Origin of the sequence: Actinomadura chokoriensis, from assembly GCF_041463665.1 — a bacterium.
Classification (GTDB): Bacteria; Actinomycetota; Actinomycetes; order Streptosporangiales; family Streptosporangiaceae; genus Spirillospora; species Spirillospora chokoriensis_A.
The window spans coordinates 266,531-289,805 of record NZ_JAXCEJ010000001.1 but is presented as its reverse complement, the minus strand read 5'-3'; the positions used below and the strand labels follow the sequence as shown (position 1 = coordinate 289,805).

The following is a 23,275-nucleotide window of genomic DNA, read 5'->3' as shown; positions in this document are numbered from 1 at the left end:
CCATGCAAGGCGTGTCCGCTACGGCCCGCTGGACGGCCGCCGCCCGCGCGGTGGAGACCCGCCGTGCCGACGCCCTGTTCACCGACGAGCTCGCCGAGGCGCTCGCCGGGCCCGAGGGCTTCGCCCGCTGGGAGCGCTACGACAACCCCGGCACGACCGAGTTCCTCGCCATCCGCACCCGCTGGCTGGACGAGGTGGTCGCCCGGTCCGCGCGGCCCCAGGTCGTCCTGGTCGCGGCGGGCCTGGACACGCGCTCGGTCCGGCTGCGGTGGCCGGACGGGACCGTCCTGTACGAGCTGGACCACTCCGACCTCGTCGAATGGAAGGAGAAGCGGCTCGCCGAACTCGGCGCCCGGCACCGCTGCGAGCGGCACGCCGTCGGCGCCGACCTGACCGGCCCCTGGGACGAATCGCTCCGCGCCGCGGGCTGGGACCCGTCCGTCCCCACCCTGTGGATCGTCGAGGGCCTGCTGTTCTATCTGGCCGAACGGGACGCCCGGACGCTCCTGGAGCGCCTGGCGTCCCTGTCGGCTCCCGGCAGCGTGCTGGCCGGCGACCTGATCGCCCACCAGTCGATGATCAGCGAGTTCACCAGGGAGGGCCTGGCGCGCCTGCGCGCGGACGGCTGCCCGTGGCTGTGGGGCACCGACCGGCCGGCGGAGTTCCTGGACTCCTGCGGCTGGCCGGCCTCCGAGGTCCGGCTGCCGGGCGAGGACGGCGCCTCCTACTACCGCTGGCCCTGGCCGCCCCTGCCCCGCGGCACGCTCGGCTTCCCGATGAACTACCTGTTCACAGCGACTCGTCCCGCGTGACGTCCAGGTTCAGGAAACGCGGGCCGTCGTTGCACAGTGCCTCCATCTGCCCGGCGATGCGCCGGGTCTCGGGCAGGTCGCTGTTGCGCATCGCCTCCTCGTAGGACGGGAACTCGACGATGTCGACGTAGTGGGACGGGTCCTCGCGGTCGTGGGTGTGCAGTTCGTGCGTCGCGGTGCGCTTGCCCTCGCTGGCCTCCGCCCACTCGTCGAACAGGCTTTCCAGCTCGTCCTGGCGGTCGGTGCGGTAGTCGATGATCTGTACGAAGCTCAAGTGGCTCAACCCCCTACCGTTGCGCGCTCGTCCTTCAAGTGGGTGCGGATCTCGTCCCGCAGCTCCGGAGTGTCGTCGTGCCCGTGCACCGAGACCGCGTGCTCGGCGGCGGCGCGGACGACCTCGTCCGGCTCGCCGCTGATGGTGAGCGTGCAGCCCGACTCGCTCGGCATGTCCCTGCAGTCGGCTACCTTGCGCATGATTCCCCCTCTCGCGCGCCCGGCGCGCGAGGCGATGAGGGACGAACTCGTCGTTCGCCGCGCCGGGCTCTGCTCCCGTCGCACCGCCAGGTTCACGACAAACCACTTCAATCGTTACATATGCCCACGTCAGAGTGAAGCCGAGGGCGCATCATGGGGGATGTGATCTTGGTGGGGCTGGGGAGACGTCGAAGGCGCGGTCACGGGCGCGGAGCGGGCGGCGCTGATCGGCCGGGTGGCCGCGCTGCTGCCCGGGGCCGAACTGGTCGACCACGAACCTCCGGCGATCGGCGAGCTGGGCGTGCGACCGCCGCGGGTGGCGGCGCCCGCGCCACTGGCCGCCCTCTGCTCCGCGACCACCGCCCCTGGTACGACCGCCAGCGTCCGGCCCCCTTCGCCGCCGCCCTACGAGCCGTCAAGTCCACCCTGGACCCCGCCGCGATCCTCAACCCCGGCGTCCTGATCGACCCCGGCAGGAAGCCGGCCAGCGACTAGCGGAGCGGGCCGCGGTTCCGGCGATGAAGTTCGTGCCGACGGACCGGACGCGGGCCGACCACCCCAGGTCGGCCAGATCGCGGACGAGCTGCCGGGGATCATGGAAGGTATTGACGACGCGGTGCTCGCTGCCGTCGCCGAGCCGCCGCCGGACCGCCGGGACGAGCTGACCGGTGAGGACGCCTGTCGCGCCGCGCACCGGGACGAAAAGGGGCCTGTAGGGTCCCGATCATGGGCTGGGATGGCGAGGGCGTGCTGGCGGGCCGGTACCGGAATCTGGGGAGGATCGGGCAGGGCGGAATGGGGTCGGTGTGGCGGGCCCATGACCCCGAGTTGGGCCGAGAGGTCGCCGTCAAGGAACTGCGGGTCCCCGAGCAGATCTCCGAGCAGGAAAGGTCCGTGTGGTACGCGCGGATGGAGCGCGAGGCGCGGGCCGCCGCCCGGCTGAGGCATCCGAACATCGTCACCGTCTACGACCGGGTGACGGGTGAGGACGGCCGCCCGTGGATCGTGATGGAACTGGTCCAGGGTCGTTCGCTGGAGCAGGTGCTGGCCGAGCGGGGGACGCTGCCCGCGCGCCAGGTCGCCGCGATCGGGCTGGCGATGCTGGACGCGCTGTCGGCCGCCCACGCGCAGGGCGTCGTCCACCGCGACGTCAAACCGGCCAACGTGCTGCTGGAAGGCGACCGGGTCGTCCTCACCGACTTCGGCATCGCCGCGGTGGAAGGCGACGCGACCCTCACCCGCTCGGGCGCGGTACTGGGCACGCCCGCCTACATGTCCCCCGAACAGGTGCACGGCGAGCCCGCCACCCTGGCCTCGGACCTGTGGGCGCTCGGCGCCACCCTTTACGCGGCGGCGGAGGGCCGTCCGCCGTTCACCGCCTCCACGCAAGGGGCCCTGTTCATCGCCATCGCCACCAAGGAACCGGCCCCGCCCCAGTGCGGCGGATCGCTCGCGCAACTGCTGAACGGCCTGCTCCGCAAGGATCCCGCCGCCCGGCTGTCCCCCGCGCAGGTCCGCGATCTGCTCAAGGCCGTCCTCGATCGCGACGAACGACATCCCGCCCAGGACGTCGCGCCCGCTAGAGCGGGGACCCGCATCGATCCGACGCCCGGCCCAACGGACGGCGGAACCCACGGTGGCCGTGGCCGTCCGATCGCCGTTCGGGGCGCCCTCATCTGCGCCTGGATCGCGGTCGCCGCCATCGTGCTGCTGCCGCGTGATTTCACCGATCCGATCGGGCTGCGGGTCCTCCTGGATGAGGGTCCGCGCTGGCTGGTGGGAGTCCTGGCGCTGGTGGTCGTCCTCTCATGCGGGCTGTGGAACCTCACTCACCGGCCGGGACTCACCCTCGCGGCCGTCGCCGCACTCGACCTTTTGATCTCCCTGGCCGCTCCAAGTTCCTACGACGACATCGTGATCAATGAGATCGGCGATACGCCCGACATCGGCGTCGGGTTGACGTCGGCCTGGCTGGCGGGCGCGGTCGCGCTCATGTTCGCCTTCGCGGGAGTGAACAAGACGCTCATCGCGAGGATGACGTTCGTCGGACGGCGCGACGTTCTGATCAGGACGGCCGTCATCATCGAAGGCGCCGTGGCGGTGATGTGGCTCCCATTGGTCTTCTGGGCCCTGGGCGTGGAAATCGACCCGGACCTGAGCAGCCACGTCGGCTCCGATGGCCGTGCTCTGGCCCTCGTAACGGCTCTCGGCATCATGTTCGCCGCGTGGATCGTCGCCCAGACCGTCTTCCGGCAGGGCCGACGCAGGGGAATCTAGGCGGTTGCGCGCCGGACCCGGTAGTCCCAACGCGTCAGCACCCGGACCATCGTCTCCGCGCCGCTCGGATTGGCGCTATGGACGTAGATCATGCCGATCCTGAAGGGACGGCCGTCGAAAGCCGCCTCCTCCAGCAGGGCCACGACGGGCATGATGCTGTCGTCACCGCCCAGATCGTGGTCGAGCCAGAGCTCGTCGATCTCTAGGTCGCGATGCTCTTCGAGAAGCAGGACGCCCTCGTGGCTGGTGCGGGCGATCCGCGTGGCCATCGGCAAGGAGCGCAGGTCGTCGATGCCGAGGACGATCGGCGGCCGTGCTCCGGAGCGCTCGTTCACCCGGCCATCATCGCAGTCCCGCCCACCGCCCTCGGGCCCGGCGGCGGGACGCAGAGGACGCGGCTAACTCAAAGTGCTCTCGGCTTCGGTCCAGAAGGCGCGGAGGGCGGCGGCGGTGGTCTCGGGGGCCTCCCAGGCGGGGGAGTGGGCGGCGCCCGGGATGACGACCCTGGCGGCGTTCAGGCGCTCGGCCATGACGGCCTGGGTGGCGGGGGCCCAGACGTCGTCGTCCTCCCCGTAGAGGACGAGGGTGCGCAGGCCGGAGTCGGCGCAGTGCTTGGTCAGCTCCTCGACGCGGTCGGGGGCGGTGAGCAGCTCGCCGGCCATGCAGGCGAGGCCCTTCTCGGAGTTGCCGACGGTGCGGGCCCTGAGGAACGCGAGGACCTCGGACTGGACGCCGCGTCCGAGGTACTCGGGTTCGAGGGCGAGCTCCCAGATCTGCGCCATGCCGAGTTCGGGGATGGCGTCGCGCAGGGCGCGGGCCTTCGCGGCGGCCTGGCCGGTGGCGGCGGACGGTCCCGAGCTCATCAGCGTCAGCGAGGCGGGCAGCGCCCCGGACAGGACGGTCTCGCGGCAGACGAGCCCGCCGAACGAGTGCCCCACGAGGTGGACGGGGTCGGGCCCCAGGACGTCCAGGAGGGCCGCGACGTCCTCGCCGAGGGCGGCCCGGGTGTAGGCGGAGGCGTCGTCGGGGCCGATCGACTCGTACTGGCCGCGCATGTCGATCGCGATGACGCGGCGGCCGGACGCGGCGAGGGTCTGCAGGACGGCGAGGAAGTCCTCCTTGCTGCCGGTCAGGCCCGGGACGAGCAGGGCGGGGCAGCGGTCGGGCACACCCGAGCCGGGGAGGGCCTCCAGCGCGGCGAACGGGCCGCGGGAGGTCTCGACGGTCACACGGCTCACGCCGGGGGGCAGGGTCAGGAACCGGGGCGTACTCACAGGGCACCAGCCTAGTCAATCGGCGCCGGTGAAAAAGTTCCGGTGGTAGCGTCGCCTGCGTGCGCAACAAGCCGGCCATCTCCGCGCACCGCCGTGACGAGGCGGGGCTGACGGGGCTCGGCGTGGCGGCCGACTCCGGCGCCGAGTACGTCGAGATCGACATCAGGCGGACGGGGGACGGGCGTCTCGTCGTCCACCACGACCCCGAGATCGGCGGGCTCCGCATCAACCGGCTGAGCTACGCGCGGATCCAGGACCTCGCGACCCGGCCCGTCCCGCTCGTCGGCGACGCCATGAACATCATCGCGGGCCGCGCCAAGGGCCATCTCGACCTCAAGGAACGCGGCTGCGAGCACGAGACCGTCGCCCTCGCCGTGGAGGCGTTCGGGCGGGACGGCTTCGTCGTCACCACCCGCGAGGTCAGCTCGCTCTTCGAGATCAAGAAGAGCTTCCCGGGCGTTCGGACGGCCCTGTCGGTGGGACGCAACCTGTGGGAACGCGGCGCCGCGCACGACTTCGCGCCGCTGCGCCTCGTCCGCCGGGCGGGCGCCGACATGGTCGCGCTCAACCACCGGCTGGCCCGCGTCGGCGTGCTGCGCCAGTGCGGCCGGGCCGGGATCCCCGCCATGATCTGGACGGTCAACGCCGAGCCCGTCATGCGGCGGTTCCTCGGCGACCCGCGGGTCGCCGTCCTCGTGACAGACCATCCCGGCACCGCGCTCAAGCTGCGCGACGCGCGCGGCCCGCGGGACTCGCGGAACGGCCGAGCCCGTACCTAGCACAACCGCGAGACCGATCGGGGTCTCGCGGTCGTCGCCAGGTGATCAGGCCGTCTCGGCCGCCTCGGCCGGGGGCGCGGAGGCCGCCGGCTTGCCGGCGCGGGTGCGGCGGCGGGAACGGCTTCGCTTGCGCTCGGTCGCGACCGCGTCGACGACGTTGCCGTCCACGGCGTCCACGGCGTCCACGGCGTCCACGGCGTCCACGGAGTCCGCGGCGGTCTCGGTCTCCGTCGCGGTCGCCTCGACCGGCTTGCCGGCGCGGGTGCGCGTCCGGTTGCGCTTGCGGCTGCGCGGCCGGGGACGTTCCCGGTCCCGGTCGCGGTCCCGGTCGCGGTCGCCGCGGGTGTGGCTGCGGACCTTGCCGGTCTCGCCGATGTCCTCCAGTTCCTCGGCGTCCAGCCCGGCGCGCCCGTTCCGCTGGTCCTTCGGCAGCTTGCCCTTCGTGCCCGCGGGAATGCCGAGCGTCTCGAAGAAGTGCGGGGACGTCGAGTAGGTCTCCTGCGGGTCGGCGAACGGCAGGCCGAGCGTGCCGTTGATCAGCTTCCACCGGACGAGGTCGGACCAGTCGACGAGCGTGACCGCGACGCCCTCCTTGCCCGCGCGGCCCGTGCGGCCGATGCGGTGCACGTAGGTGTCGGCGCTGTCGGGGCACTCGTAGTTGACGACGTGCGTGACGTCGTCGACGTCGAGCCCGCGGGCCGCCACGTCGGTGGCCACCAGCACACCGATCTTGCCGTTGCGGAAGGCGCGGAGCGCCCGCTCGCGCTGGCTCTGCCCGAGGTCGCCGTGCACGGCGGCGGCGTCGAAGCCGCGCTGCGCGAGGTCGGCGGCCACCCGGTCGCAGGCCCGCTTCGTCTGGCAGAACACCATGGTCAGCCCGCGGCCGTCGGCCTGCAGGATGCGCGCCAGCATCTCCGGCTTGTCCATCTGGTGGGCCTGGAAGACGTGCTGGACGACCTGCGGCGTCGCGTCGGACTCGGTGTGCGACTCGGCCCGGACGTTGGTCGGGCGGGTCAGGTACTTGCGCGACAGCGCGACGATCTCGCCCGGCATGGTGGCCGAGAACAGCATCGTCTGCCGCTGCTTCGGGATCCGCTCGACGATCCGCTCGATGTCGGGCAGGAAGCCGAGGTCGAGCATGCGGTCGGCCTCGTCCAGCACCAGGATCTCGACCTTGGACAGGTCGAGGTGCTTCTGCTTCACGAGGTCGAGGAGCCTGCCGGGGGTGCCGACGACGACGTCGACGCCCTCGCGGAGCGCGTTGATCTGCGGCTCGTACGCCCGCCCGCCGTAGACGGACAGGACGCGGGAGCCGAGCTTGCCGCCGGCGACCAGGAGGTCGTCGGTGACCTGGAGGGCCAGTTCGCGAGTCGGTGCGACGACGAGCGCACGCGGCTCCTTGCCGCCGTGCTCGATGCGCTGCAGCAGCGCGGCGCCGAACGCGAGGGTCTTGCCGGTGCCCGTGCGGGCCTGGCCGATGATGTCGTGCCCGCCCAGCGCGATCGGCAGGGCGAGTTCCTGGATGGGGAACGCATTGACGATGCCCTCTGCTTCCAGGGCATCTGCTATCTCGGGGACGACCCCGAGTTCACGAAAGGTAGTCAGGGCTTTCAGCCTCCAATATGCGGGGTCTCCGCTCCCGGGTGCGGCGCGGTCCGCCGGCGCGACGTCGTCCTCGCGGACGCGTCCGTCGCTCCGGTGGCCGCGCGCTCGCGCGGGAGGGACCAGCCGTTGCTCAACTCTCTCGGCGACCGCAGTCAGGGGTTGAAAGCAGTCACTCACTGTGGCTGCGTGCGGTCACACTCCGCGACGCAGTGTACCGACCGGCGCTTGCATACACCAATAGCCGATCACCACACCTAACATTTCCATGGTTTCGTCTATTCCATGCCCCGTCCGCCAGGCATTATCCCGCGCGGGCCCGGGCGCCCGGCGGGGCCGCCGGACGGCCGGTCCGGCCGGGCGTGCGCGGCCACATCCGGTCAGCCCGCGGGCCGGATGGCCGACCGTCGCATGTTCATGATCGCGAGTGCAGCAAGGTGGAGGACATGAGCGACCCGTCCCCCGCCGAGCCGGCGCCCTGGCGTGTCGAGGGCTTCACCGAGGTCCGCGAGCTGGGCGCGGGCGCGCAGGGCAGGGTGGTGCTGGCCCGGCACGCCACCTCGGGCACCCCGGTGGCGATCAAGTACCTGGTCCGGCGGGACGGGGACGAGCGCGCGATCGAGGGACTCCGCGAGGAGGCGGTGATGCTCGGGCGGGTGGACTCCCCGCACGTCGTCCGGCTCTACCGCCTCGTCAGCGCCGAGCGCGGGGTCGCCCTCGTGATGGAGGCGGTGAACGGGGTCGCGCTCAAGCGGATCCTGGCCGAGCACGGCGCGCTGGAGCCGGAGGCGGCGCTCACCGTCCTGAAGGGGTCCCTGCTCGGGCTCGCCGCCGCGCACGAGGCCGGCGTGGTGCACCGCGACTACAAGCCCGCGAACGTCGTCGTCCGGGCCGACGGGCTGAGCAAGCTGATCGACTTCGGGGTCGCCGGCCGTGCCGGGGACGGCGGCGCCGCGGGCACCCCGGCCTACATGTCGCCGGAGCAGTGGGAGAAGCGGCCCGCCTCCCCGGCCACCGACGTGTACGCCGCGACCTGCGTGTTCTTCGAGTGCGTCACGGGGAAGCGGCCCTACGGCGGGGACCTTGCGGCTCTCGCGGGCGCCCACCTCCGCGCGCCCGTCCCGCTGGAGGAGGTGCCGCGGGCGCTGCGCGAGCTGATCGCGCGGGGCATGGCCAAGTCCGCCGGCGACCGCCCGGCCGGCGCCGCCGACTTCGTCGCCGAGCTCGACGCCGTCGCCTCCTCGGTCTACGGGCCGGAGTGGGAGGGGCGCGGCGTGCGGGCGATGGCGGGCGCGGCGGTGACCCTCGCCGCCGTCTTCCCCCTGGTGGCCGCCGGCCTGGCCCCGGCCGGCGCCGTCACGGCCGGGGTGGCGGGCGGTACGGCCGCGGGCGGTGCGGCTGCGGGCGGTGCGGCGGGCGCGGCCGGAGGGGGGCTGTCCGCGGTGGTCGCCGCGAAGGCGGCGGGGGCGGTGATCGCGGCCACCGCGGTCGCCGCCGGAGGCGCGGGGGTGTACGCGGCGAGTTCCGGGGGCGAGGGCGAGGCTTCGAGCGCGCCGCCGGTCCTCCAGGTGCGGCCGGTGTCGTTCACTCAGACGACGAAGGGCCCCGCCACCCGGGTCACGGTGCGCCATCCCCGGCTGACCGGGCTCCCCGCGGGCAGGCTGGACAAGGTCAACGCGCTCGTCCGGGAGCCCGCGGTGCGATGGGCGCAGGATGCCGGGTCAGAGATGTCCGCCTTCGTCGGGACGGACGACCCGGCGACCCCCTATACCGGCAAGGTCGACTACGAGGTGGGGCTCAGCGGGCCCAAGCTCTTCTCCGTCCGCTACAGGTTCAGCGGGACGGTCATGACGAAGAACTCGGCGGTGGTGCGGGTGGTCACCGTCGACCTCACCACCGGCCGGGCGCTGGCGAGCCGCGACTTCTTCCGGGCCGACGCGCTCACACGGCCGGGCATGAGCGCTCTCACCCGGCTGCTGGGCGAGTACGGGCCCGGCCACGGCGCGCTGTGCGAGGGCCCGTTCTGGAGCCTCCAGGAACGCCGGTACCTCGACGTCCCCGACGAGGCCACGGACCTCACGCCCGCGATGGCCTCCAGGCTCCAGGTGCTGCCGACGCCTACCGGGGCCGACTTCTACCTTCCGCTGTTCGCCATGGGCTACCCCATGACGTGCGCCCGGGACTGGAGGGTGTTCCACGTCCCCTACCGGCGGCTCGGAGAGTTCATCCGGCCGGAGATCCTCCGAGCGGCCGGAGTGCCCGTCCCGTCCCCGTGAGACCCCGCGCGCCCTTGCGGGCCGCTCGGCGGCCCCGGGACGGCGGCCTGGGGACGGCCGAGGCCCCCGCCCAGCGGGCGGGGGCCTCGGTCAGGGGGTCGGGCGCCGCGGTCAGTAGGTGCCGCGGCGCGTGCGCCAGCCGCCCTTGCGGCCGCCGCCGCGTCCGCGCGTGTTCAGCCCGGTGAGCGCGGCCACGCCGAGGGCTGCGATCACGATCGCGAACACGAAGGCGATGGCGGTGCCGGCGCCGAGCGCGTCCGCCACGACACCGCCGAGTATGGCGCCGGCGATCCCGATGAGGAGCGTCAGCAGGATGCCGATCGGGTTGCGGCCCGGGACGAGCAGCCGCGCAAGGGCTCCGATGACGGCACCGACGACGATGAACCAGAGGATCGTCGTGAGCATGTCGATCATCCATTCCTTTTCCGTGGGCCGGGGGTGACCCTTGAACGCTGATCGATATGCCCGTTGTGCCGGGTTAAAACAAAACGCAGGTCAAAGCCCGCCCGGACCGGACCGGGCCGTCATGCGTACTGCGTGCCGAACCCCACGTTGCGCTGCTCGTCCTCGGAGATCTCCAGGTAGCCGACACGGGCCGCCGGGATCACGATCCGCCCGGAGCGCCTGTCCTTGAGGACGAGCACCCCGTTCGGGTCGCCGAGCGCGGCGGACAGCGCGTCCGTCACCTCGTCGGCCGACTCCGCGGTGTCCACCACGAGTTCCTTGGGAACGTTCTGCACCCCGATGCGAACCTGCAACGCGCTGCTCCCGTCGTCCATCGCGTCCCGCCGCCCGCCGGCGGGCCCGTCCCTCGATGGTCGCACGGAGATCACCCGATCCGCCGCCACCCGGTTGTGCCGAGGGTGAACGGCGGGGGGTGAGCGGCGGAAGGGCCGGCGTGAGGGGACGGCGCGGGGTCAGCTCTGGTCGGACGTGCGGGGAAAGCCCGAGATGCCGCGCCAGGCGAGCCGGGCGATGATCTTCTCGGCGGTGTCCTTGGGGATCGCGCGATGCTGGGAGAGCCAGAACCGGGCGCTGACCTCCGCCATGCCGACCAGGCCCATGCCGAGCAGGTGCGCCTCCTCTGCGGGGGCGTTGGTGTCCTCGGCGATGACCTGGGCGATCATCTCCGCGCACTGCTGGTTGGCGCGGTCGACGCGGGCCCGGACGGGCGCCACGTTGCGCAGGTCGGACTCGAAGACGAGGCGGTAGGCCTCGCCGTCGCCGGCCACGAAGTCGTAGAAGGCCTGCATGCTCGCCTGGACGCGGAGCTTGTTGTCCGTGGTGGACTCCAGCGCCTCGCGGACGATCTTCACCAGGGCCTCGGCGTGCTCGTCCAGCAGCGCCAGGTACAGCTCCAGCTTGCCCGGGAAGTGCTGGTAGAGCACGGGTTTGCTGACGCCTGCGCGCTCGGCGATCTCGTCCATCGCCGCAGCGTGGTACCCCTGCGCGACGAACACCTCCTGGGCCGCGCCGAGCAGCTGCCTGCGGCGCGCCAGCCGCGGCAGCCTCGTGCCTCGCGGCCGGGCGTCCGGGGTCGCGGTCACCACACTCTCCGATCACCGAATCGTCGCGGCGGGTGGGGATGTCCGCCGCGTGTGAACAATCAACTCATCCTACGCGCGGGTAACTCCGTCGGTCACACACAAAGCCGGGTGTCGCCACTTCGCGCAGGTCAGTGTATTCCCGCCGGGCCGCCGCCGCCCCGGCGTCGATCATTTCCGGAAACGTTGTTACCTGTGCCGGGAGACAACGCCCGTCATCGGTACTCGTCCTCGTCGAGCCGGATCTCGCGGCGCTGTTCGGCCACGTCGGCGTCGTTCGCGTCGTCCGGCATGGGGGCGCGCTCGGCGCGCTCGGCGCGCTCCTCCTCCTCGTCGAGCGCGGCCCGCTGCTCGGCGGTGTCGGCGTCGTTGGCCTCGCCCGTGTCGCCGCCGCCCGCGGGCGGCCGGTCCAGATCGTCGGTCTCGCTCATCTCGGGTCCTCCTCGCAAGTGCCGTCGCGCAGCCCGCCCGCCAGCTCCCGCAGCGGCGCCTCGACGGCCTCGCCGTAGGTCGGGAACGCGTGGACGACGTCGGCGAGCAGGCTCAGCGGCGTTTCCGCGCGGATGGCCAGTGCGATCTCGCTCATCCACTCCTCGGCGTAGAGTCCGGCCGCGGCGGCGCCGACCAGCAGCCCGCGGGAGCGGTCGGCGTACAGTTCCACCCGCCCGCGCTCGTCGGCCTCCACCGCCGCCCGCGCCGTCGCGGCGAGGTCGTACCCGGCGGTGAGGAGGTCTATGCGGAGTTCGCCCGCCTGCCTGGGCGAGATCCCCACCGAGTAGACGGTGGGGGACGTGTAGACGACGCGGGGAATCGCACGGTAGTCGGCCTCGCGGCGCCGGCCGAGGATGTTCGACAGCGCCACCTGCGCCTGGTAGCGCGCCGCGTGCGTGGTGCGCGCGATGCCCGTCACGTCACCGGCCGCCCACACACCCCCCGTGCTGGACGGCACCTGGCATGTCTCGTCCACGGGGATCCCTTCGCCCGGCGTGACGGTGACGCCCAGGTGCTCCAGCCCGAGATCCTCCACGCGGGGGCGGCGCCCGGCGGCGACGAGGACGCGGTCGGCGTCGAGCGTCCCGCCGTCCGTCAGCCACAGCCGCACGCCGACGTCCTTGCGCTCGACGTCGCCGACGGCGGCGCCGAGCCGCAGGTCGACGCCCATCCGGCGCAGCGCGTCCGCGAGCACCTCCCCGGCGAACGGCGCCTCGGCGGTCAGCAGCCGGCCGGACGACTCGACGACCGCGACCTGCGACCCGAACGCCGCGTACACCTGCGCCAGCTCGCAACCGACCGGGCCGCCGCCGAGGATGACCAGGCGGCGCGGCAGGTCGGGGACCGACAGCGCCTCCGCGCTCGTCCACAGCGGGACGTCGGCGAGCCCCTCGACGGGCGGGATCACCGGCTCGCTGCCGGTGCAGACGACGAGGTCGCCGAAGCCGTGCACGGCCCCGTCCACCTCGACGCGCCCGGGTTCGAGGACCCGGCCCCGGCCGCGCAGGACGGTCACGCCGTCCTCGGCCATCCGCGCGACGGCCGGCTCGTCGTCCCGGTGCCCGGCCAGCTCGTCGCGCCGCGCGAGCGCCATCTCCCAGGTCTCGCCGCGCCGCGCCGACAGCAGCAGCGACTTGGACGGGACGCACGAGAAGTACGGCGACTCCCCGCCGACCAGCCGGCTCTCGACGAGCGCGACGTCCCGTCCGGCGCGGGCGAGACCGGCCGCGACCAGCTCACCCGCGGTGCCCCCGCCCAGCACCACGGCGTCGTAGTGGTGGTTCTGCGACACGTGCTCTTCCTTCCGCCCCGCTCGGTGTCCCCGCGTCCATGGTGGCGGAATCCGGTCCCGGAGAGTGTCGCTTCGAACACATAGGGCACCCGAATTTTGGAGGATTGTCAGGGAAGTGGCTGGCGGTCCTCCAGGAGCGGCTTGAGAAGATCGCCGTGCTTGTCCATCCGGGTCAGCACCTCGTCGGGGCCGAACACCAGGTCGGACGCGTCCGCGCAGTCCTCCAGTTCCTCCCACGTGATCGGGGTCGACACGGACGGACGGCTCGCCGCGCGCAGCGAGTAGGGGGCGACGGTCGTCTTCGCCGGATTGTTCTGGCTCCAGTCGACGAAGATCTTGCCCTTGCGCAGCCGCTTCTCCATCTTCGCCACGACCAGCCGGGGATGCTCCTCCGCGAGTCGCCGCGCGGCCGCCTTGGCGTACTCCGACGTCTCCTCGGCGTCCTTGGGCTCCTGCACCGGGACGTACAGGTGCAGCCCCTTCTTGCCGCTCGTCTTCGGGTAGGACTCCAGGCCGTCCTCGGCGAGCAGGTCGCGGAGCAGCCGCGCCACCTCGCACGCCTCCACGATCGTCGCGGGCGGACCCGGATCGAGGTCGAAGACCACCAGGTCGGGGGTGTGCACCTTGCCGCGCGGGCCGACCTTCCACTGCGGGACGTGCAGTTCCAGCGCCGCGAGGTTCGCGCACCAGACGAGCGTGGGCAGGTCGTCGACCACCACGTAGTCGAGCGTCTCGCGTCCGCGCGTGCTGCCGGGGCTCGGCACCGTCGCGGTGCGGATCCAGCCGGGGGTGTGGGACGGGGCGTTCTTCTCGAAGAACTTGCCGCCGTCGACGCCGTCCGGCCAGCGGATCCGGGTGGCGGCACGGTCCTTCAGGTGCGGCAGCATCACCGGGGCGACCCGCGCGTAGTAGTCGATGACCTCGCCCTTGGTGAACTCCGGATAGAGGTTCTTGTCGAGGTTGGACAGCGACAACTGCTGCCCGTCCACCTCAACGGTGGTCCTGCTATTGCTCACTCGTGACCTCCAGGGGGTCCTTGTCGTCACGCAGGCCCCGCCAGGATGGGAAGCGCAGGCGGCCCTCCCTGGTGCGGGCGCTGTAGGCGACCTCCCCGACGAGTTGGGGCTCAACCCATTGGGCGTCCTTGGCGAACTCGCGCGGGACGGCCTCGTCGTAGGGGCTGGTCGGACGGCGCAGCGTCCACAGCGTTCCGTACAACTCGTCCAAGGCGCGATCGGTGAAGCCCGTGCCGACGTGGCCGACGAACCCCAGCATGCCCTTCACGTCGTACTCGCCTAGGAGAAGTGACCCCACCCCGCCCTCACGGCGTCCCTTGCCGGGCTTCCAGCCACAGATGACGACCTCGCGCGTCATGAAGTTCTTCACCTTGCGCCAGAAGTCGACGCGGCGGCCGGGACGGTACGGAGAGTCGAGCCGCTTGGCGAGGAGGCCCTCCAGATGCTGCTCGCGGGTGAAGGCGAGCAGTTCCTGCACCTGCACGGCATCGCCGCCGTGCAGGTATGGGGGCACCTCCACCGGGCCGGTACCGGCCAGATCCAACTCGGTCAGCAGCGACCGGCGGTCGGCGTACGGCATGTCGTACAGGAGGTGCCCGTCGAGGAACAGGATGTCGAAGACCACGTACCGGACGGGCACGAGACGGATCAGCCTGGGGTCGGGATGCTCGACGTGCATCCGCCGCTGGAGGCGCTCGAAGCTCGGCCGCCCCTGGTCGAAGGCGACGACCTCGCCGTCCACGACGGCGTCGTGGTCCGGCAGCAGGTCGGCCAGCGCGGACAGTTCCGGGTACCGGCCGGTCACGTCTCCGCCGCGCCGCCCGCAGGCCCGGACACCGTCCGCGGAGACGTGCGCCAGCACGCGGACGCCGTCCCATTTCAGCTCCAGGCCCCAGTGCTCGCCGTCGGAGGGGAGGTCACCGGTGGCGGCCATCATCGGCTCAACGGGCCACGGCATGGTCATACCCGCGTCTTACCCGGCACCCGCCCCGCAGAAAAGGATCAAGGCCTCGTTCTGGCGCAAATCACGCACGGTTGCGACGCTAAGAGGAGGAACGTGCTGGGTAAGGACGGATCATGCGGAGTATCTGGAAGGGCGCGATCTCGTTCGGGCTGGTGACCATACCGGTGAAGCTCTATTCGGCGACCGAGCAGAGGGACGTCAGCTTCCACCAGGTGCACCGGGAGGACGGGGGCCGCATCAAGTACAAGCGGGTCTGCACGGTCGACGGCGAGGAGGTCCCCTACTCCGACATCGCCAAGGGCTACGAGCTCCCGAGCGGCGAGATGGTCATCCTCACCGACGAGGACTTCGCCGACCTGCCCCTGTCGTCGAGCCGCCGGATCGACGTCCTGCAGTTCGTGGAGCAGGAGGAGGTCGACCCGATCTACTTCGCGAAGTCCTACTACCTGGAACCGGACGCGCAGGGCGCCAAGCCGTACGTCCTGCTCCGCGACGCGCTGGAGAACTCCGGGCAGGTCGCGGTCGTCAAGGTCGCGCTGCGGCAGCGCGAGTCGCTCGCCACGCTGCGCGTCCGCAACGGCGTCTTCGTCCTGGAGACGATGCTCTGGCCGGACGAGGTCCGCACCCCCGACTTCCCGTTCCTGGACGAGGACATCGAGGTCCGCAAGCAGGAACTGTCGATGGCGACGTCCCTGATCGAGTCGATGGAGGGCGAGTTCGACCCGGCGGAGTTCAAGGACGCCTACCGGGAGGCGCTCCAGGCGGTGATCGACGCGAAGGTCGAGGGCCGGGAGGTCACCCGGCCCGAGGAGGCCGAGGAGGAGCCCGCCGCCGACCTGCTCAGCGCGCTGCGCGCGAGCGTCGAGGCAGCCAAGAAGAGCCGCGGCGAGAAGGACGGCAAGGCGGCCTCCGGGAAGGGCGTGCCCGCGAAGAAGCCCGCCGCCCGCAAGACGTCGTCGTCCAAGTCCGGCACGAAGAAGGAGCCCGCGAAGAGCCGCGCCCGCAAGTCGGCCTGAACTAGGAACGCGGAGGCGGGCCCCTGCTCAGTTGTCGCGGCGGGCGGTGAGGACGCGGCCGATCAGCGCGGCGGCGCCGGACGGGTCGGTGCACGGCGCGATCCGCTCGCCCCAGCCGTAGCAGTAGGACCAGCCGTCGCCGGACCGTTCCGGAGCGGCGATGACGTTCTCGTTGATCCGGCGCATGTGCGGGTCGGCGACGAGCGCGGAGGGCCTGCGGTCGTCGGGCGCGGCGACCTCGACCGTCCAGCCGGCGGAGCGCAGCGCGTCGGTCAGGTGCTCCAGGTGCCCGAGCGCGGTCTCGGCGTCGGTGATCAGCCGCGTGGCCATGGTGCCTCCAAAGGGACATCCCGTGATGGTGTAAGGGGGTCCGCCGGGCATGGTCCGTCGCGGTACGCGTCACGCGAGGTGGTGCCGGTGGAACGACGATCAGTCTCGTGCCGGGTGACCGAGACCACAAGCGGTTTCGGGGGATTGGCGGGCGAGACTTCACCGATTCCGAACCTGCCGTAGAGGCGGGCGAGCGGGCCGGGCGCCCACCAGTTCGCGCGGCCCATCAGCCGCATCATCGCGGGCACCAGCAGCGCCCGGACGATGGTCGCGTCCATCAGGATCGCGACGGCCATCCCGACGCCCACCATCTTGATGAACGTGATCCCGGACGTGGCGAACGCGCCGATCACGATGATGAACAGCAGCGCCGCGCTGGTGATGATGGAGCCGGTGCGCTGCACGCCCGCCGCCACCGCCGCGGTGTTGGAGCCGGTCCGGTCGTACTCCTCGCGGACCCGCGACAGCAGGAACACCTCGTAGTCCATCGAGATGCCGAACAGCATGACCAGCATCAGGATCGGCATCGCGGGCGCGATCGCGTCGATCGGGGTGAAGTTCAGCAGGCCGGACAGGTGGCCGTCCTGGAAGATCAGAACGACCGCGCCGAACGTGGCCGACAGCGACAGCATGTTCATCACGATGGCCTTCAGCGGCAGGAGCACCGACCCGAACGCCAGGAACAGCAGCAGGAACGTCGCGCCCCCGACGAGCAGCGCGACCCACGGCAGCGTGCCGCCGAGACCGGCCAGTTCGTCCACGACGTCGGCCGTGGCGCCGCCGACGTGCACCTGCGCCCCGGCGGGCGCCGGGACGTCCCGGACCTGCTGGACGAGGTCGCGCGCCGCGCCGGAGTACGGGTCGGCGTCGTAGCGGAGCGCGATCTGCGTCGTCGTGCCGCTCGCGCCCGTCACGGCGGCGTCGGTGGCGCCGGGGAGCGCGGCCAGGCGGTCGCCGTACGCGTCGATCGCGGCCGGGTCGGACGTTCCGGTGACCACCGCGTTGATCGGGCTCGTGGCGTTGCGCGGGAACTCCGTCTCCAGCGCTTCGGCGACGGCCCTGGCGTCGGTGCCGTCCGGCAGCGCGGCGGCGTCGACCCCGCCCCAGTTGATGCGCAGGAACGGGCCGCCGAGCGCGATGAGCAGCGCCATCGTCGCCACCACGTAGATCACCGGACGGCGCATGACGCTGTAGGCCACCCGTCCCCACCACCCGCGGGACGGCCTGCGCTTCCGCCGCACCGACAGCGCGTTGACCTTGGGGCCGAGGACGGCGAGCAGCGCGGGCAGCACGGTCAGCGCGCCCAGCATGCACACGAACACGGTCGCGATGCCGCCGTACCCCATGGAGACGAGGAAGTTCTGGTCGAAGAGGAGGAGCCCGGAGAGGGCGACCGCGACCGTGACGCCGGAGACGGCGACCGTCCGCCCGGCCGTGTTCATCGTGGTGGCGAGGGCGTCCTCGACCGAGGTCCCGTCCCTGCGGAGTTCCTCGCGGAAGCGGCTGACCATGAACAGGCCGTAGTCGATCGCCAGGCCGAGCCCGAGGAAGGTCGTGATGTTCACCGCGAAGATCGACACGTCGGTCACGTACGTCAGCGCGTGCAGCGCGGTGAACGAGCCCAGGATCGCGATTCCGCCGACCAGCAGCGGCAGGCTCGCAGCGACCAGCCCGCCGAAGATCAGCACCAGCAGCACCAGCAGCAGCGGCATGGCGATGGCCTCGGCGCGCACGATGTCCGAGGCGGCACGGTCGTCGATGGTGATCGAGGTGGCGACGTTGCCGCCGGCCTTCGCGGTGAGCCCGCCGCCCACGTCCGCCAGCTCGCCCTTGATCGCACGGTAGGCGTCCGCTCGCGCGGCGTCGTCGGAGCCGGCGAGTTCGAGGACGGCATAGGTGGACGTACGGTCCTCGCTGACGAACTGCGGCGCGTTGGTCGTCCAGTAGGTGGCGGTGCCGGCGACCTCACCGGAGGGCAGCTCGGCGAGGGCCCGCTCGACCGACGTCCGGTAGGACGGATCGTCGACGGTGGTCTCGCCCTTGTAGAGGATCACGACGTCGGCGGCGTCCCGCCCGAGTGCCTGCTCGGCGATCCGCGTCGCCTTGGTGCTCTCGCTGTGGGGCATCTCGAAACCGCCGGAGGAGTTCAGCGCGCCGAAGACGCCCGTCCCCCACACGCCGGCGAAGACGAGCAGCGCGCCCGCGGCGGCGAGGACCCACCGGCGCCGCCGGTGGACCCACCGGCCCCATCGTTCGAACACCGCTCGTCCCCCGCCCGCAGTGACCTTCTCTACCACCGCTAAGCAGCGTAAAAGACGTTTTGTGCTGCTTTGGGCGTGATTGGCATGATTTGGCGGACGGTGAACGGCGGGCGGCGGCGCCGCACCGCCGCCCGCCGGACCCCCGGCTCAGGCCACCGGCTCCAGCTCGGAGCGCGCCGGCGTGGGGGAGTCGCCCTCATGGATGCCGAACCTGCGGTAGATCCGCGCGAGCGGGCCCGGGGCCCACCAGTTCGCGCGGCCCATCAGCCGCATCGTGGCCGGCACGAGCAGCGCGCGGACGATGGTCGCGTCCATCAGGATCGCGATGGCCATGCCGACGCCCACCATCTTGATGAACGTGATCCCGGACGTGGCGAACGCGCCGATCACGATGATGAACAGCAGCGCCGCGCTGGTGATGATGGAGCCGGTGCGCTGCACCCCGGCGGCGACGGCCGCGGTGTTGGAGCCGGTCAGGTCGTACTGCTCGCGGACCCGCGACAGCAGGAACACCTCGTAGTCCATCGAGATCCCGAAAAGCATCGCCAGCATCAGGATCGGCATCGCCGGGGAGATCGAGCCCGTCGCGGTGAAGGCCAGCGGGCCCGACAGGTGGCCGTTCTGGAAGATCAGAACGACCGCGCCGAACGTGGCCGACAGCGACAGCGTGTTCATCACGATGGCCTTCAGCGGCAGGACCACCGACCCGAACGCGAGGAACAGCAGGACGAACGTCGCCCCGCCCACCAGCAGCGCCAGCCAGGGCAGCGTCGCGCCGAGGCTGCCGAGCTGGTCGACGACGTCGGCGGTCATGCCTCCGACGTGGACGTGCGCGCCGGGCGGCGCCGGGACCTCCCGGACCGCCCCCACGAGGTCGCGCGCGGCGCCGGAGTCGGGGTCGGCGTCGTAGCGCAGCGAGATCCGCGTGGTCGTGCCCGCGGCGCCGGTGACCGCCGCGTCCGTCACCCCGGGCACCGCCGCCAGGCGGTCCCCGTACGCCTGGATCGCGGTCCGGTCGGACGTCCCGGTCACCACGGCCTCGATCGGGCTCGTGGCGTTGCGCGGGAACCGGGTCTCCAGCGTCTCCGCCACGGCCCGCGCGTCGGCGCCGTCCGGCAGGACCCTTGCGTCGACCCCGCCCCAGTTGATGCGCAGGAACGGCGCGCCGAGCGCCAGGAGCAGCGCGACCGTGGCGACCATGTAGACCACGGGACGGCGCATGACGCTGCGCGCGAGCCGTCCCCACCAGCCGTCGGCCCGATCCCCCGACGGGCGGCGGCGCCGCACCGGCAGCGCGTCGACCTTCGGGCCGAGGACGGCGAGCAGCGCGGGCAGCACGGTCAGCGCGGCCACCATGCACACGAACACGGTCGCGATGCCCCCGTACCCCATGGAGATCAGGAAGTTCTGCTCGAACAGCAGCAGCCCGGACAGCGACACCGCCACCGTGACGCCGGAGACCGCGACCGTCCGCCCGGCCGTGGCCATCGTCGCGGCCAGCGCGTCCTCGACGGACCGGCCCCGCCCCGTCTCCTCGCGGAACCGGCCGACCACGAACAGCCCGTAGTCGATCGCCAGCCCGAGCCCGAGGAACGTGGTGATGTTCACCGCGAAGATCGACACGTCGGTCACGTACGTCAGCGCGTGGAGCGCGGTGAACGACCCGAGGATCGCGATTCCGCCGACCAACAGCGGCAGGCTCGCCGACACGAGGCCGCCGAAGATCAGCACCAGCAGCACGAGCAGGATCGGCATCGCCAGGCCCTCGGCCCGTCCGATGTCGGACACGACCCGCTCGTTGATCGCGGTCTCGGTGCCGACCGACCCGCCGACCTTGGCGGTGAGCCCGCCGCCGACCTCGGTCAGGCCGTCCTTGAGCGCCTCGTAGGAGTCCTGCCGGGCCGCCTCATCGGCGCCGGCGAGTTCCAGCACGGCGTAGGTGGCCGTCCGGTCCTGGCTGACGAACTGCGGCGACCCGGTCGTCCAGTAGGTGGCGGTGGATGCGATCTCTTCCCGCGGCAGCGCGGCCAGCGCCCGCTCGACCGACGCACGGAAGGACGGGTCGTCCACCGTGGTCCGCCCCTGGTAGAGCACCACGACGTCCGCCTCGTCCCGGCCGAGATCGCGCTCGGCGATCCGCGCCGCCTTCGCGCTCTCGCTGCCCGGCGTGTCGAAACCGCCGGCCGAGGTCAGCGCGCCGAAGACGCCCGTCCCCCACACGCCGGCGAACACCAGCGCCGCGCCCGCCGCCGCGAGGACCCACCGCCTGCGCCGGTGCACCCACCGTCCCCATCGATCGAACATGACCCGTTCCCCTGTCTCGCATAGCCTGTAAAGGCCAGTGAACACCGTAAACTGTGAATGGCGTTAACTTCGCATACAGCGTTAGCTGACGTCAAGGGTGTTCTTGGGGAATCATGCGAGAGCGGCCGCGAGACACCGGCGGGCATCGGGAAGGGGGCGGCGAACGTGGAGACACGGCGTGATCGGCTGCGCGCGGCGACGGTCAGGGAGATCTCCGAGACCGCCCGGCGGATCCTCGTCGAGGAGGGCCCCGAGGCGGTGACGCTGCGGGCGATCGCCCGCGAGATGGGCATGACCGCCCCGGCGCTCTACCGCTACTTCGGCAGCCACGGCGAGCTGCTGCGGCATCTGGTCGGCGACCTGTTCACCGAGCTGACCGGCGAGCTGCGGTCGGCGCTGAAACGGGTGCCGCACGACGACATGGGCGCCAAGTGCCTGGTGGTGTCCCGCCAGTTCCGCGCCTGGGCCCTCGCGCACCCCCGCGAGTACGCCCTGCTGTTCGGCACGCCCGTGCGCGGCGCCCGTCACGAGGAGGTCGACTTCGCCGAGGAATGCGCCCAGCAGCTCGGCTTGACGTTCATGGAGCTGTTCCTGGAGCTCTGGGAGAAGCAGCCGTTCCCCGTCCCGGCCGACGACGAGATCGATCCCGCCCTGCGCGAGCAGCTCCGCCGCTACCGCGACGACGTCCTCGGCGTCGACCTGCCGCTCGGCGTCATCCAGAAGTTCCTCCAGTGCTGGATCAGACTCCAGGGCGGCGTCAGCCTGGAGGTCTTCGGCCACCTGGAGTTCGCGCTGGAGGACGCCGCCCCCATGTTCGAGCTGATGCTCACCGAGATCTCCGCGGTCCTCGGCCTGACCTACACCCCGCCCTCGAAGGGCTGACGGGCGGCGGGCCGGGCGGTGAACGCCGCCCCGGATGGCCGTCCGCGCGGCCTCGTCTCCGGATTGCGCGACTCCGGAAACGGATGCGGGCGCGCTGACCATTGCCATCGCGTCCGCGAACATGATTGATTAGGGCTCTCCTTTGGAAACGCTGTTTCTCTCAAAGAAACAGTGTTGGGCGCGGCGTCCGGTCCTCCCGTCCGCACCGCCGAACGAGAGAACGGACCGCCATGAGCGCAGCCCGTCCGACCCCGGCCACCCGGATCGCCGCGTTCCCCGGGCGTCCGCCGGTTCCCTTCGACCCCGCGCGGGCCGCCCCGTTCGGCTGGTGGCCGGCGATCTGCATCGCCCTGGTGGCGCTGATCGACCGGGTCGAGGCCAACCTGATGGCGGGGGCGCTGCCCCGGATCCAGGAGGAGTTCGGCTTCTCCGACACCGCCGGAGGCGCCATCGCCACCGCCGCGGCCGTGGCCGGGGTCGTGCTGCTGCTCCCCGCCGGACGGCTCGCCGACCGCACCCGGCGGACCTGGACGATCGCCGCCGTGGTCGCCGTCTGGTCGCTGCTGACGGTCGGCAGCGGGCTGGCGCAGTCGTACGCGACCCTGTTCGCCGTCCGGGTCTTCCTCGGCGGCGCGGGGCTGCTCTACAACCCGTCCGGCTCCAGCCTGATCGCCGACTACTTCCCCGGCTCCGGACGCGCCCGCGCGTTCGGGCTGGAACGCTTCGCCTACTATTCCGGGCTCCCGCTCGGGATCATGGTGGGCGGCGCGCTGGCCCAGGCGTTCGGCTGGCGGACGATGTTCTTCCTCGTCGCCGTCCCCGGCGTCGTCATCGCGCTGCTCTGCCTCACCGTCCGGGAACCCGTACGGGGGCTGGGCGACCGCATCGAGGCCATGCGCTCCGGCCTGCCCGGCGCCGAACCGTCCGGCGCCGTTGCGCCCGGCGGCCCGGCCCAGACGGCGCCCGAGCCACTGGCCGCGCAACTGCGCTCCCTGCTGGCGATCCGGACGCTGCGGTCGGTGGTCCTGGGGCTGACGATCCTCTTCTTCGGCCTCGGCGGCCTCTTCTTCTGGATGCCCAGCTACTACCAGCGCGCGTACGACCTCGCCGAGGGCCCCGCGGCGGCCATCGCGGGAGGCGTGGGGCTGGCCGGGATGGTCATCGGCACCCTGCTCGGGAGCCGCTACGGGGACCGGCGGCACGGACGGTCCCCCGGCTGGCGCGTCCACTTCGGCGCGATCGGCCTGGCGGTCGGCACGACGGGACTCGGGGGCGCGGTCATGATCCCGGTGCTGCCCGCGCAGATCGCGTTCTACTGCCTCGCCAACGTCGGGTTCTCGATCGCCATCCCCACCCTCACGGCGGCCAGCGCGGACATCGTCAGCGCGGACCGCCGCGGCCTGGGGTTCGCGGTGCTGCAATTCCTGATCACGCTGGGCGGCGCGGCCGGGCCGCTGCTGGTGGGCGCCGCCTCCGACCTGACCGGCTCGCTGCGCGGCGCCTTCACGGTGCTGCTGCTCCCGCTGCTGGCCGGGACCCTGGTCACCTTCGGCGGCCGCCGCCACTACGACGCCGACGCCGCCCGCGCCCTGACCCCGTCCGGCCGCGCGGAAGGCCCGCACCCGCACGACCCGGCAGAAGGGACCCCGAAGAGGTAAGACTGACGCTCCCGGCCCCCAAG

The 23,275-nt window shown here is 72.1% G+C and carries 23 protein-coding genes; 8 read left to right on the top strand and 15 right to left on the bottom strand.

Annotated elements, in window-relative coordinates:
- The first annotated feature begins 11 nt into the window (after positions 1-11).
- Positions 12-812: a class I SAM-dependent methyltransferase gene (locus SM418_RS01400; protein WP_371938731.1), complete on the top strand. Its 801-nt coding sequence runs from the start codon at positions 12-14 to the stop codon at positions 810-812.
- Here the strand turns inward: SM418_RS01400 and SM418_RS01395 are convergent.
- On the bottom strand, positions 790-1,086 hold the full coding sequence (locus tag SM418_RS01395; RefSeq protein ID WP_371938732.1) for a hypothetical protein: 297 nt from the start codon (positions 1,084-1,086) through the stop codon (positions 790-792). The genes SM418_RS01400 and SM418_RS01395 overlap by 23 nt on opposite strands.
- Before the next feature lie 5 nt (positions 1,087-1,091).
- Positions 1,092-1,286, bottom strand: coding sequence for a DUF1059 domain-containing protein (locus tag SM418_RS01390; protein ID WP_371938733.1), 195 nt, complete (start codon positions 1,284-1,286; stop codon positions 1,092-1,094).
- Positions 1,287-1,439: 153 nt separating this feature from the next.
- Here SM418_RS01390 and SM418_RS01385 point away from each other — a divergent pair, with 153 nt between their 5' ends.
- Positions 1,440-1,781, top strand: coding sequence for an FAD-linked oxidase C-terminal domain-containing protein (locus tag SM418_RS01385; RefSeq protein ID WP_371938734.1), 342 nt, complete (start codon positions 1,440-1,442; stop codon positions 1,779-1,781).
- Positions 1,782-2,012: 231 nt separating this feature from the next.
- Positions 2,013-3,563 carry a serine/threonine-protein kinase gene (locus SM418_RS01380; protein WP_371938735.1) on the top strand — a complete coding sequence of 517 codons (1,551 nt, stop codon included), beginning with the start codon at positions 2,013-2,015 and terminating at the stop codon, positions 3,561-3,563.
- Here the strand turns inward: SM418_RS01380 and SM418_RS01375 are convergent.
- Both SM418_RS01375 and SM418_RS01370 read right to left on the bottom strand, forming a co-directional pair.
- On the bottom strand, positions 3,560-3,898 hold the full coding sequence (locus tag SM418_RS01375) for a cyclic-phosphate processing receiver domain-containing protein (RefSeq protein WP_371938736.1): 339 nt from the start codon (positions 3,896-3,898) through the stop codon (positions 3,560-3,562). The genes SM418_RS01380 and SM418_RS01375 overlap by 4 nt on opposite strands.
- A 63-nt stretch (positions 3,899-3,961) precedes the next feature.
- Complete coding sequence (locus SM418_RS01370) at positions 3,962-4,837, bottom strand: alpha/beta fold hydrolase (RefSeq protein WP_371938737.1); 876 nt, start codon at positions 4,835-4,837, stop codon at positions 3,962-3,964.
- A gap of 59 nt (positions 4,838-4,896) precedes the next feature.
- Here SM418_RS01370 and SM418_RS01365 point away from each other — a divergent pair, with 59 nt between their 5' ends.
- Positions 4,897-5,616, top strand: coding sequence for a glycerophosphodiester phosphodiesterase (locus SM418_RS01365; RefSeq protein WP_371938738.1), 720 nt, complete (start codon positions 4,897-4,899; stop codon positions 5,614-5,616).
- Between the two features lie 45 nt (positions 5,617-5,661).
- On the opposite strand, the gene SM418_RS01360 is transcribed toward SM418_RS01365, so the two are convergent.
- Positions 5,662-7,185: a DEAD/DEAH box helicase gene (locus SM418_RS01360; protein ID WP_371939014.1), complete on the bottom strand. Its 1,524-nt coding sequence runs from the start codon at positions 7,183-7,185 to the stop codon at positions 5,662-5,664.
- Positions 7,186-7,664: 479 nt separating this feature from the next.
- Between SM418_RS01360 and SM418_RS01355 the strand changes: the two genes are divergently transcribed.
- Positions 7,665-9,494, top strand: coding sequence for a serine/threonine-protein kinase (locus SM418_RS01355; RefSeq protein WP_371938739.1), 1,830 nt, complete (start codon positions 7,665-7,667; stop codon positions 9,492-9,494).
- Between the two features lie 111 nt (positions 9,495-9,605).
- On the opposite strand, the gene SM418_RS01350 is transcribed toward SM418_RS01355, so the two are convergent.
- The 7 genes from SM418_RS01350 to ligD (SM418_RS01320) all read right to left on the bottom strand — a co-directional run bounded on the left by SM418_RS01350 (position 9,606) and on the right by ligD (SM418_RS01320) (position 14,801).
- On the bottom strand, positions 9,606-9,908 hold the full coding sequence (locus SM418_RS01350) for a GlsB/YeaQ/YmgE family stress response membrane protein (protein WP_371938740.1): 303 nt from the start codon (positions 9,906-9,908) through the stop codon (positions 9,606-9,608).
- Between the two features lie 110 nt (positions 9,909-10,018).
- A complete protein-coding gene (locus SM418_RS01345) occupies positions 10,019-10,318 on the bottom strand; it encodes a DUF3107 domain-containing protein (protein ID WP_371938741.1) in 300 nt (99 codons plus the stop codon).
- A 93-nt stretch (positions 10,319-10,411) separates the two neighbouring features.
- Positions 10,412-11,041: a TetR/AcrR family transcriptional regulator gene (locus tag SM418_RS01340; protein WP_371938742.1), complete on the bottom strand. Its 630-nt coding sequence runs from the start codon at positions 11,039-11,041 to the stop codon at positions 10,412-10,414.
- A 212-nt stretch (positions 11,042-11,253) separates the two neighbouring features.
- A complete protein-coding gene (locus SM418_RS01335; RefSeq protein WP_371938743.1) occupies positions 11,254-11,469 on the bottom strand; it encodes a hypothetical protein in 216 nt (71 codons plus the stop codon).
- The gene (locus SM418_RS01330; RefSeq protein WP_371938744.1) at positions 11,466-12,821 is read right to left on the bottom strand and encodes a dihydrolipoyl dehydrogenase family protein; all 1,356 of its coding nucleotides are present in this window, start codon (positions 12,819-12,821) and stop codon (positions 11,466-11,468) included. Before SM418_RS01330 ends, SM418_RS01335 begins: the two co-directional genes overlap by 4 nt.
- Before the next feature lie 107 nt (positions 12,822-12,928).
- Entirely contained in the window at positions 12,929-13,837 is a 909-nt protein-coding gene (gene ligD, locus SM418_RS01325) for a non-homologous end-joining DNA ligase (RefSeq protein ID WP_371938745.1), read from the bottom strand.
- Positions 13,827-14,801, bottom strand: coding sequence for a non-homologous end-joining DNA ligase (gene ligD, locus SM418_RS01320; RefSeq protein ID WP_371938746.1), 975 nt, complete (start codon positions 14,799-14,801; stop codon positions 13,827-13,829). Before ligD (SM418_RS01320) ends, ligD (SM418_RS01325) begins: the two co-directional genes overlap by 11 nt.
- Before the next feature lie 113 nt (positions 14,802-14,914).
- On the opposite strand from ligD (SM418_RS01320), the gene ku reads away from it, so the two are divergent.
- Positions 14,915-15,817, top strand: a complete 903-nt coding sequence (gene ku, locus SM418_RS01315) for a non-homologous end joining protein Ku (RefSeq protein ID WP_371938747.1) — start codon at positions 14,915-14,917, stop codon at positions 15,815-15,817.
- A gap of 27 nt (positions 15,818-15,844) precedes the next feature.
- Here ku and SM418_RS01310 read toward each other — a convergent pair whose 3' ends face one another.
- From SM418_RS01310 to SM418_RS01300, 3 genes are all read right to left on the bottom strand, one after another.
- Positions 15,845-16,147 (bottom strand): hypothetical protein, encoded by a 303-nt coding sequence (locus tag SM418_RS01310; protein ID WP_371938748.1) that lies wholly within the window; start codon positions 16,145-16,147, stop codon positions 15,845-15,847.
- A complete protein-coding gene (locus tag SM418_RS01305; RefSeq protein ID WP_371938749.1) occupies positions 16,132-18,408 on the bottom strand; it encodes an MMPL family transporter in 2,277 nt (758 codons plus the stop codon). The genes SM418_RS01310 and SM418_RS01305 overlap by 16 nt, the downstream gene beginning before the upstream one ends.
- A 147-nt stretch (positions 18,409-18,555) precedes the next feature.
- The gene (locus SM418_RS01300) at positions 18,556-20,712 is read right to left on the bottom strand and encodes an MMPL family transporter (RefSeq protein ID WP_371938750.1); all 2,157 of its coding nucleotides are present in this window, start codon (positions 20,710-20,712) and stop codon (positions 18,556-18,558) included.
- A 165-nt stretch (positions 20,713-20,877) separates the two neighbouring features.
- Here SM418_RS01300 and SM418_RS01295 point away from each other — a divergent pair, with 165 nt between their 5' ends.
- A complete protein-coding gene (locus SM418_RS01295; protein ID WP_371938751.1) occupies positions 20,878-21,594 on the top strand; it encodes a TetR/AcrR family transcriptional regulator in 717 nt (238 codons plus the stop codon).
- Positions 21,595-21,824: 230 nt separating this feature from the next.
- Positions 21,825-23,252: an MFS transporter gene (locus tag SM418_RS01290; protein ID WP_371938752.1), complete on the top strand. Its 1,428-nt coding sequence runs from the start codon at positions 21,825-21,827 to the stop codon at positions 23,250-23,252.
- Positions 23,253-23,275: the final 23 nt, after the last annotated feature.

What these genes read in the sequence shown, in the direction of transcription:
- SM418_RS01390 (WP_371938733.1), bottom strand. Translation starts at nt 1,286, where the DNA reads ATGCGCAAGGTAGCCGACTGCAGGGACATGCCGAGCGAGTCGGGCTGC.
- SM418_RS01385 (WP_371938734.1), top strand. Translation starts at nt 1,440, where the DNA reads ATGGGGGATGTGATCTTGGTGGGGCTGGGGAGACGTCGAAGGCGCGGT.
- SM418_RS01380 (WP_371938735.1), top strand. Translation starts at nt 2,013, where the DNA reads ATGGGCTGGGATGGCGAGGGCGTGCTGGCGGGCCGGTACCGGAATCTG.
- SM418_RS01355 (WP_371938739.1), top strand. Translation starts at nt 7,665, where the DNA reads ATGAGCGACCCGTCCCCCGCCGAGCCGGCGCCCTGGCGTGTCGAGGGC.
- SM418_RS01350 (WP_371938740.1), bottom strand. Translation starts at nt 9,908, where the DNA reads ATGATCGACATGCTCACGACGATCCTCTGGTTCATCGTCGTCGGTGCC.
- SM418_RS01335 (WP_371938743.1), bottom strand. Translation starts at nt 11,469, where the DNA reads ATGAGCGAGACCGACGATCTGGACCGGCCGCCCGCGGGCGGCGGCGAC.
- ligD (WP_371938746.1), bottom strand. Translation starts at nt 14,801, where the DNA reads ATGACCATGCCGTGGCCCGTTGAGCCGATGATGGCCGCCACCGGTGAC.
- ku (WP_371938747.1), top strand. Translation starts at nt 14,915, where the DNA reads ATGCGGAGTATCTGGAAGGGCGCGATCTCGTTCGGGCTGGTGACCATA.
- SM418_RS01310 (WP_371938748.1), bottom strand. Translation starts at nt 16,147, where the DNA reads ATGGCCACGCGGCTGATCACCGACGCCGAGACCGCGCTCGGGCACCTG.
- SM418_RS01300 (WP_371938750.1), bottom strand. Translation starts at nt 20,712, where the DNA reads ATGTTCGATCGATGGGGACGGTGGGTGCACCGGCGCAGGCGGTGGGTC.
- SM418_RS01290 (WP_371938752.1), top strand. Translation starts at nt 21,825, where the DNA reads ATGAGCGCAGCCCGTCCGACCCCGGCCACCCGGATCGCCGCGTTCCCC.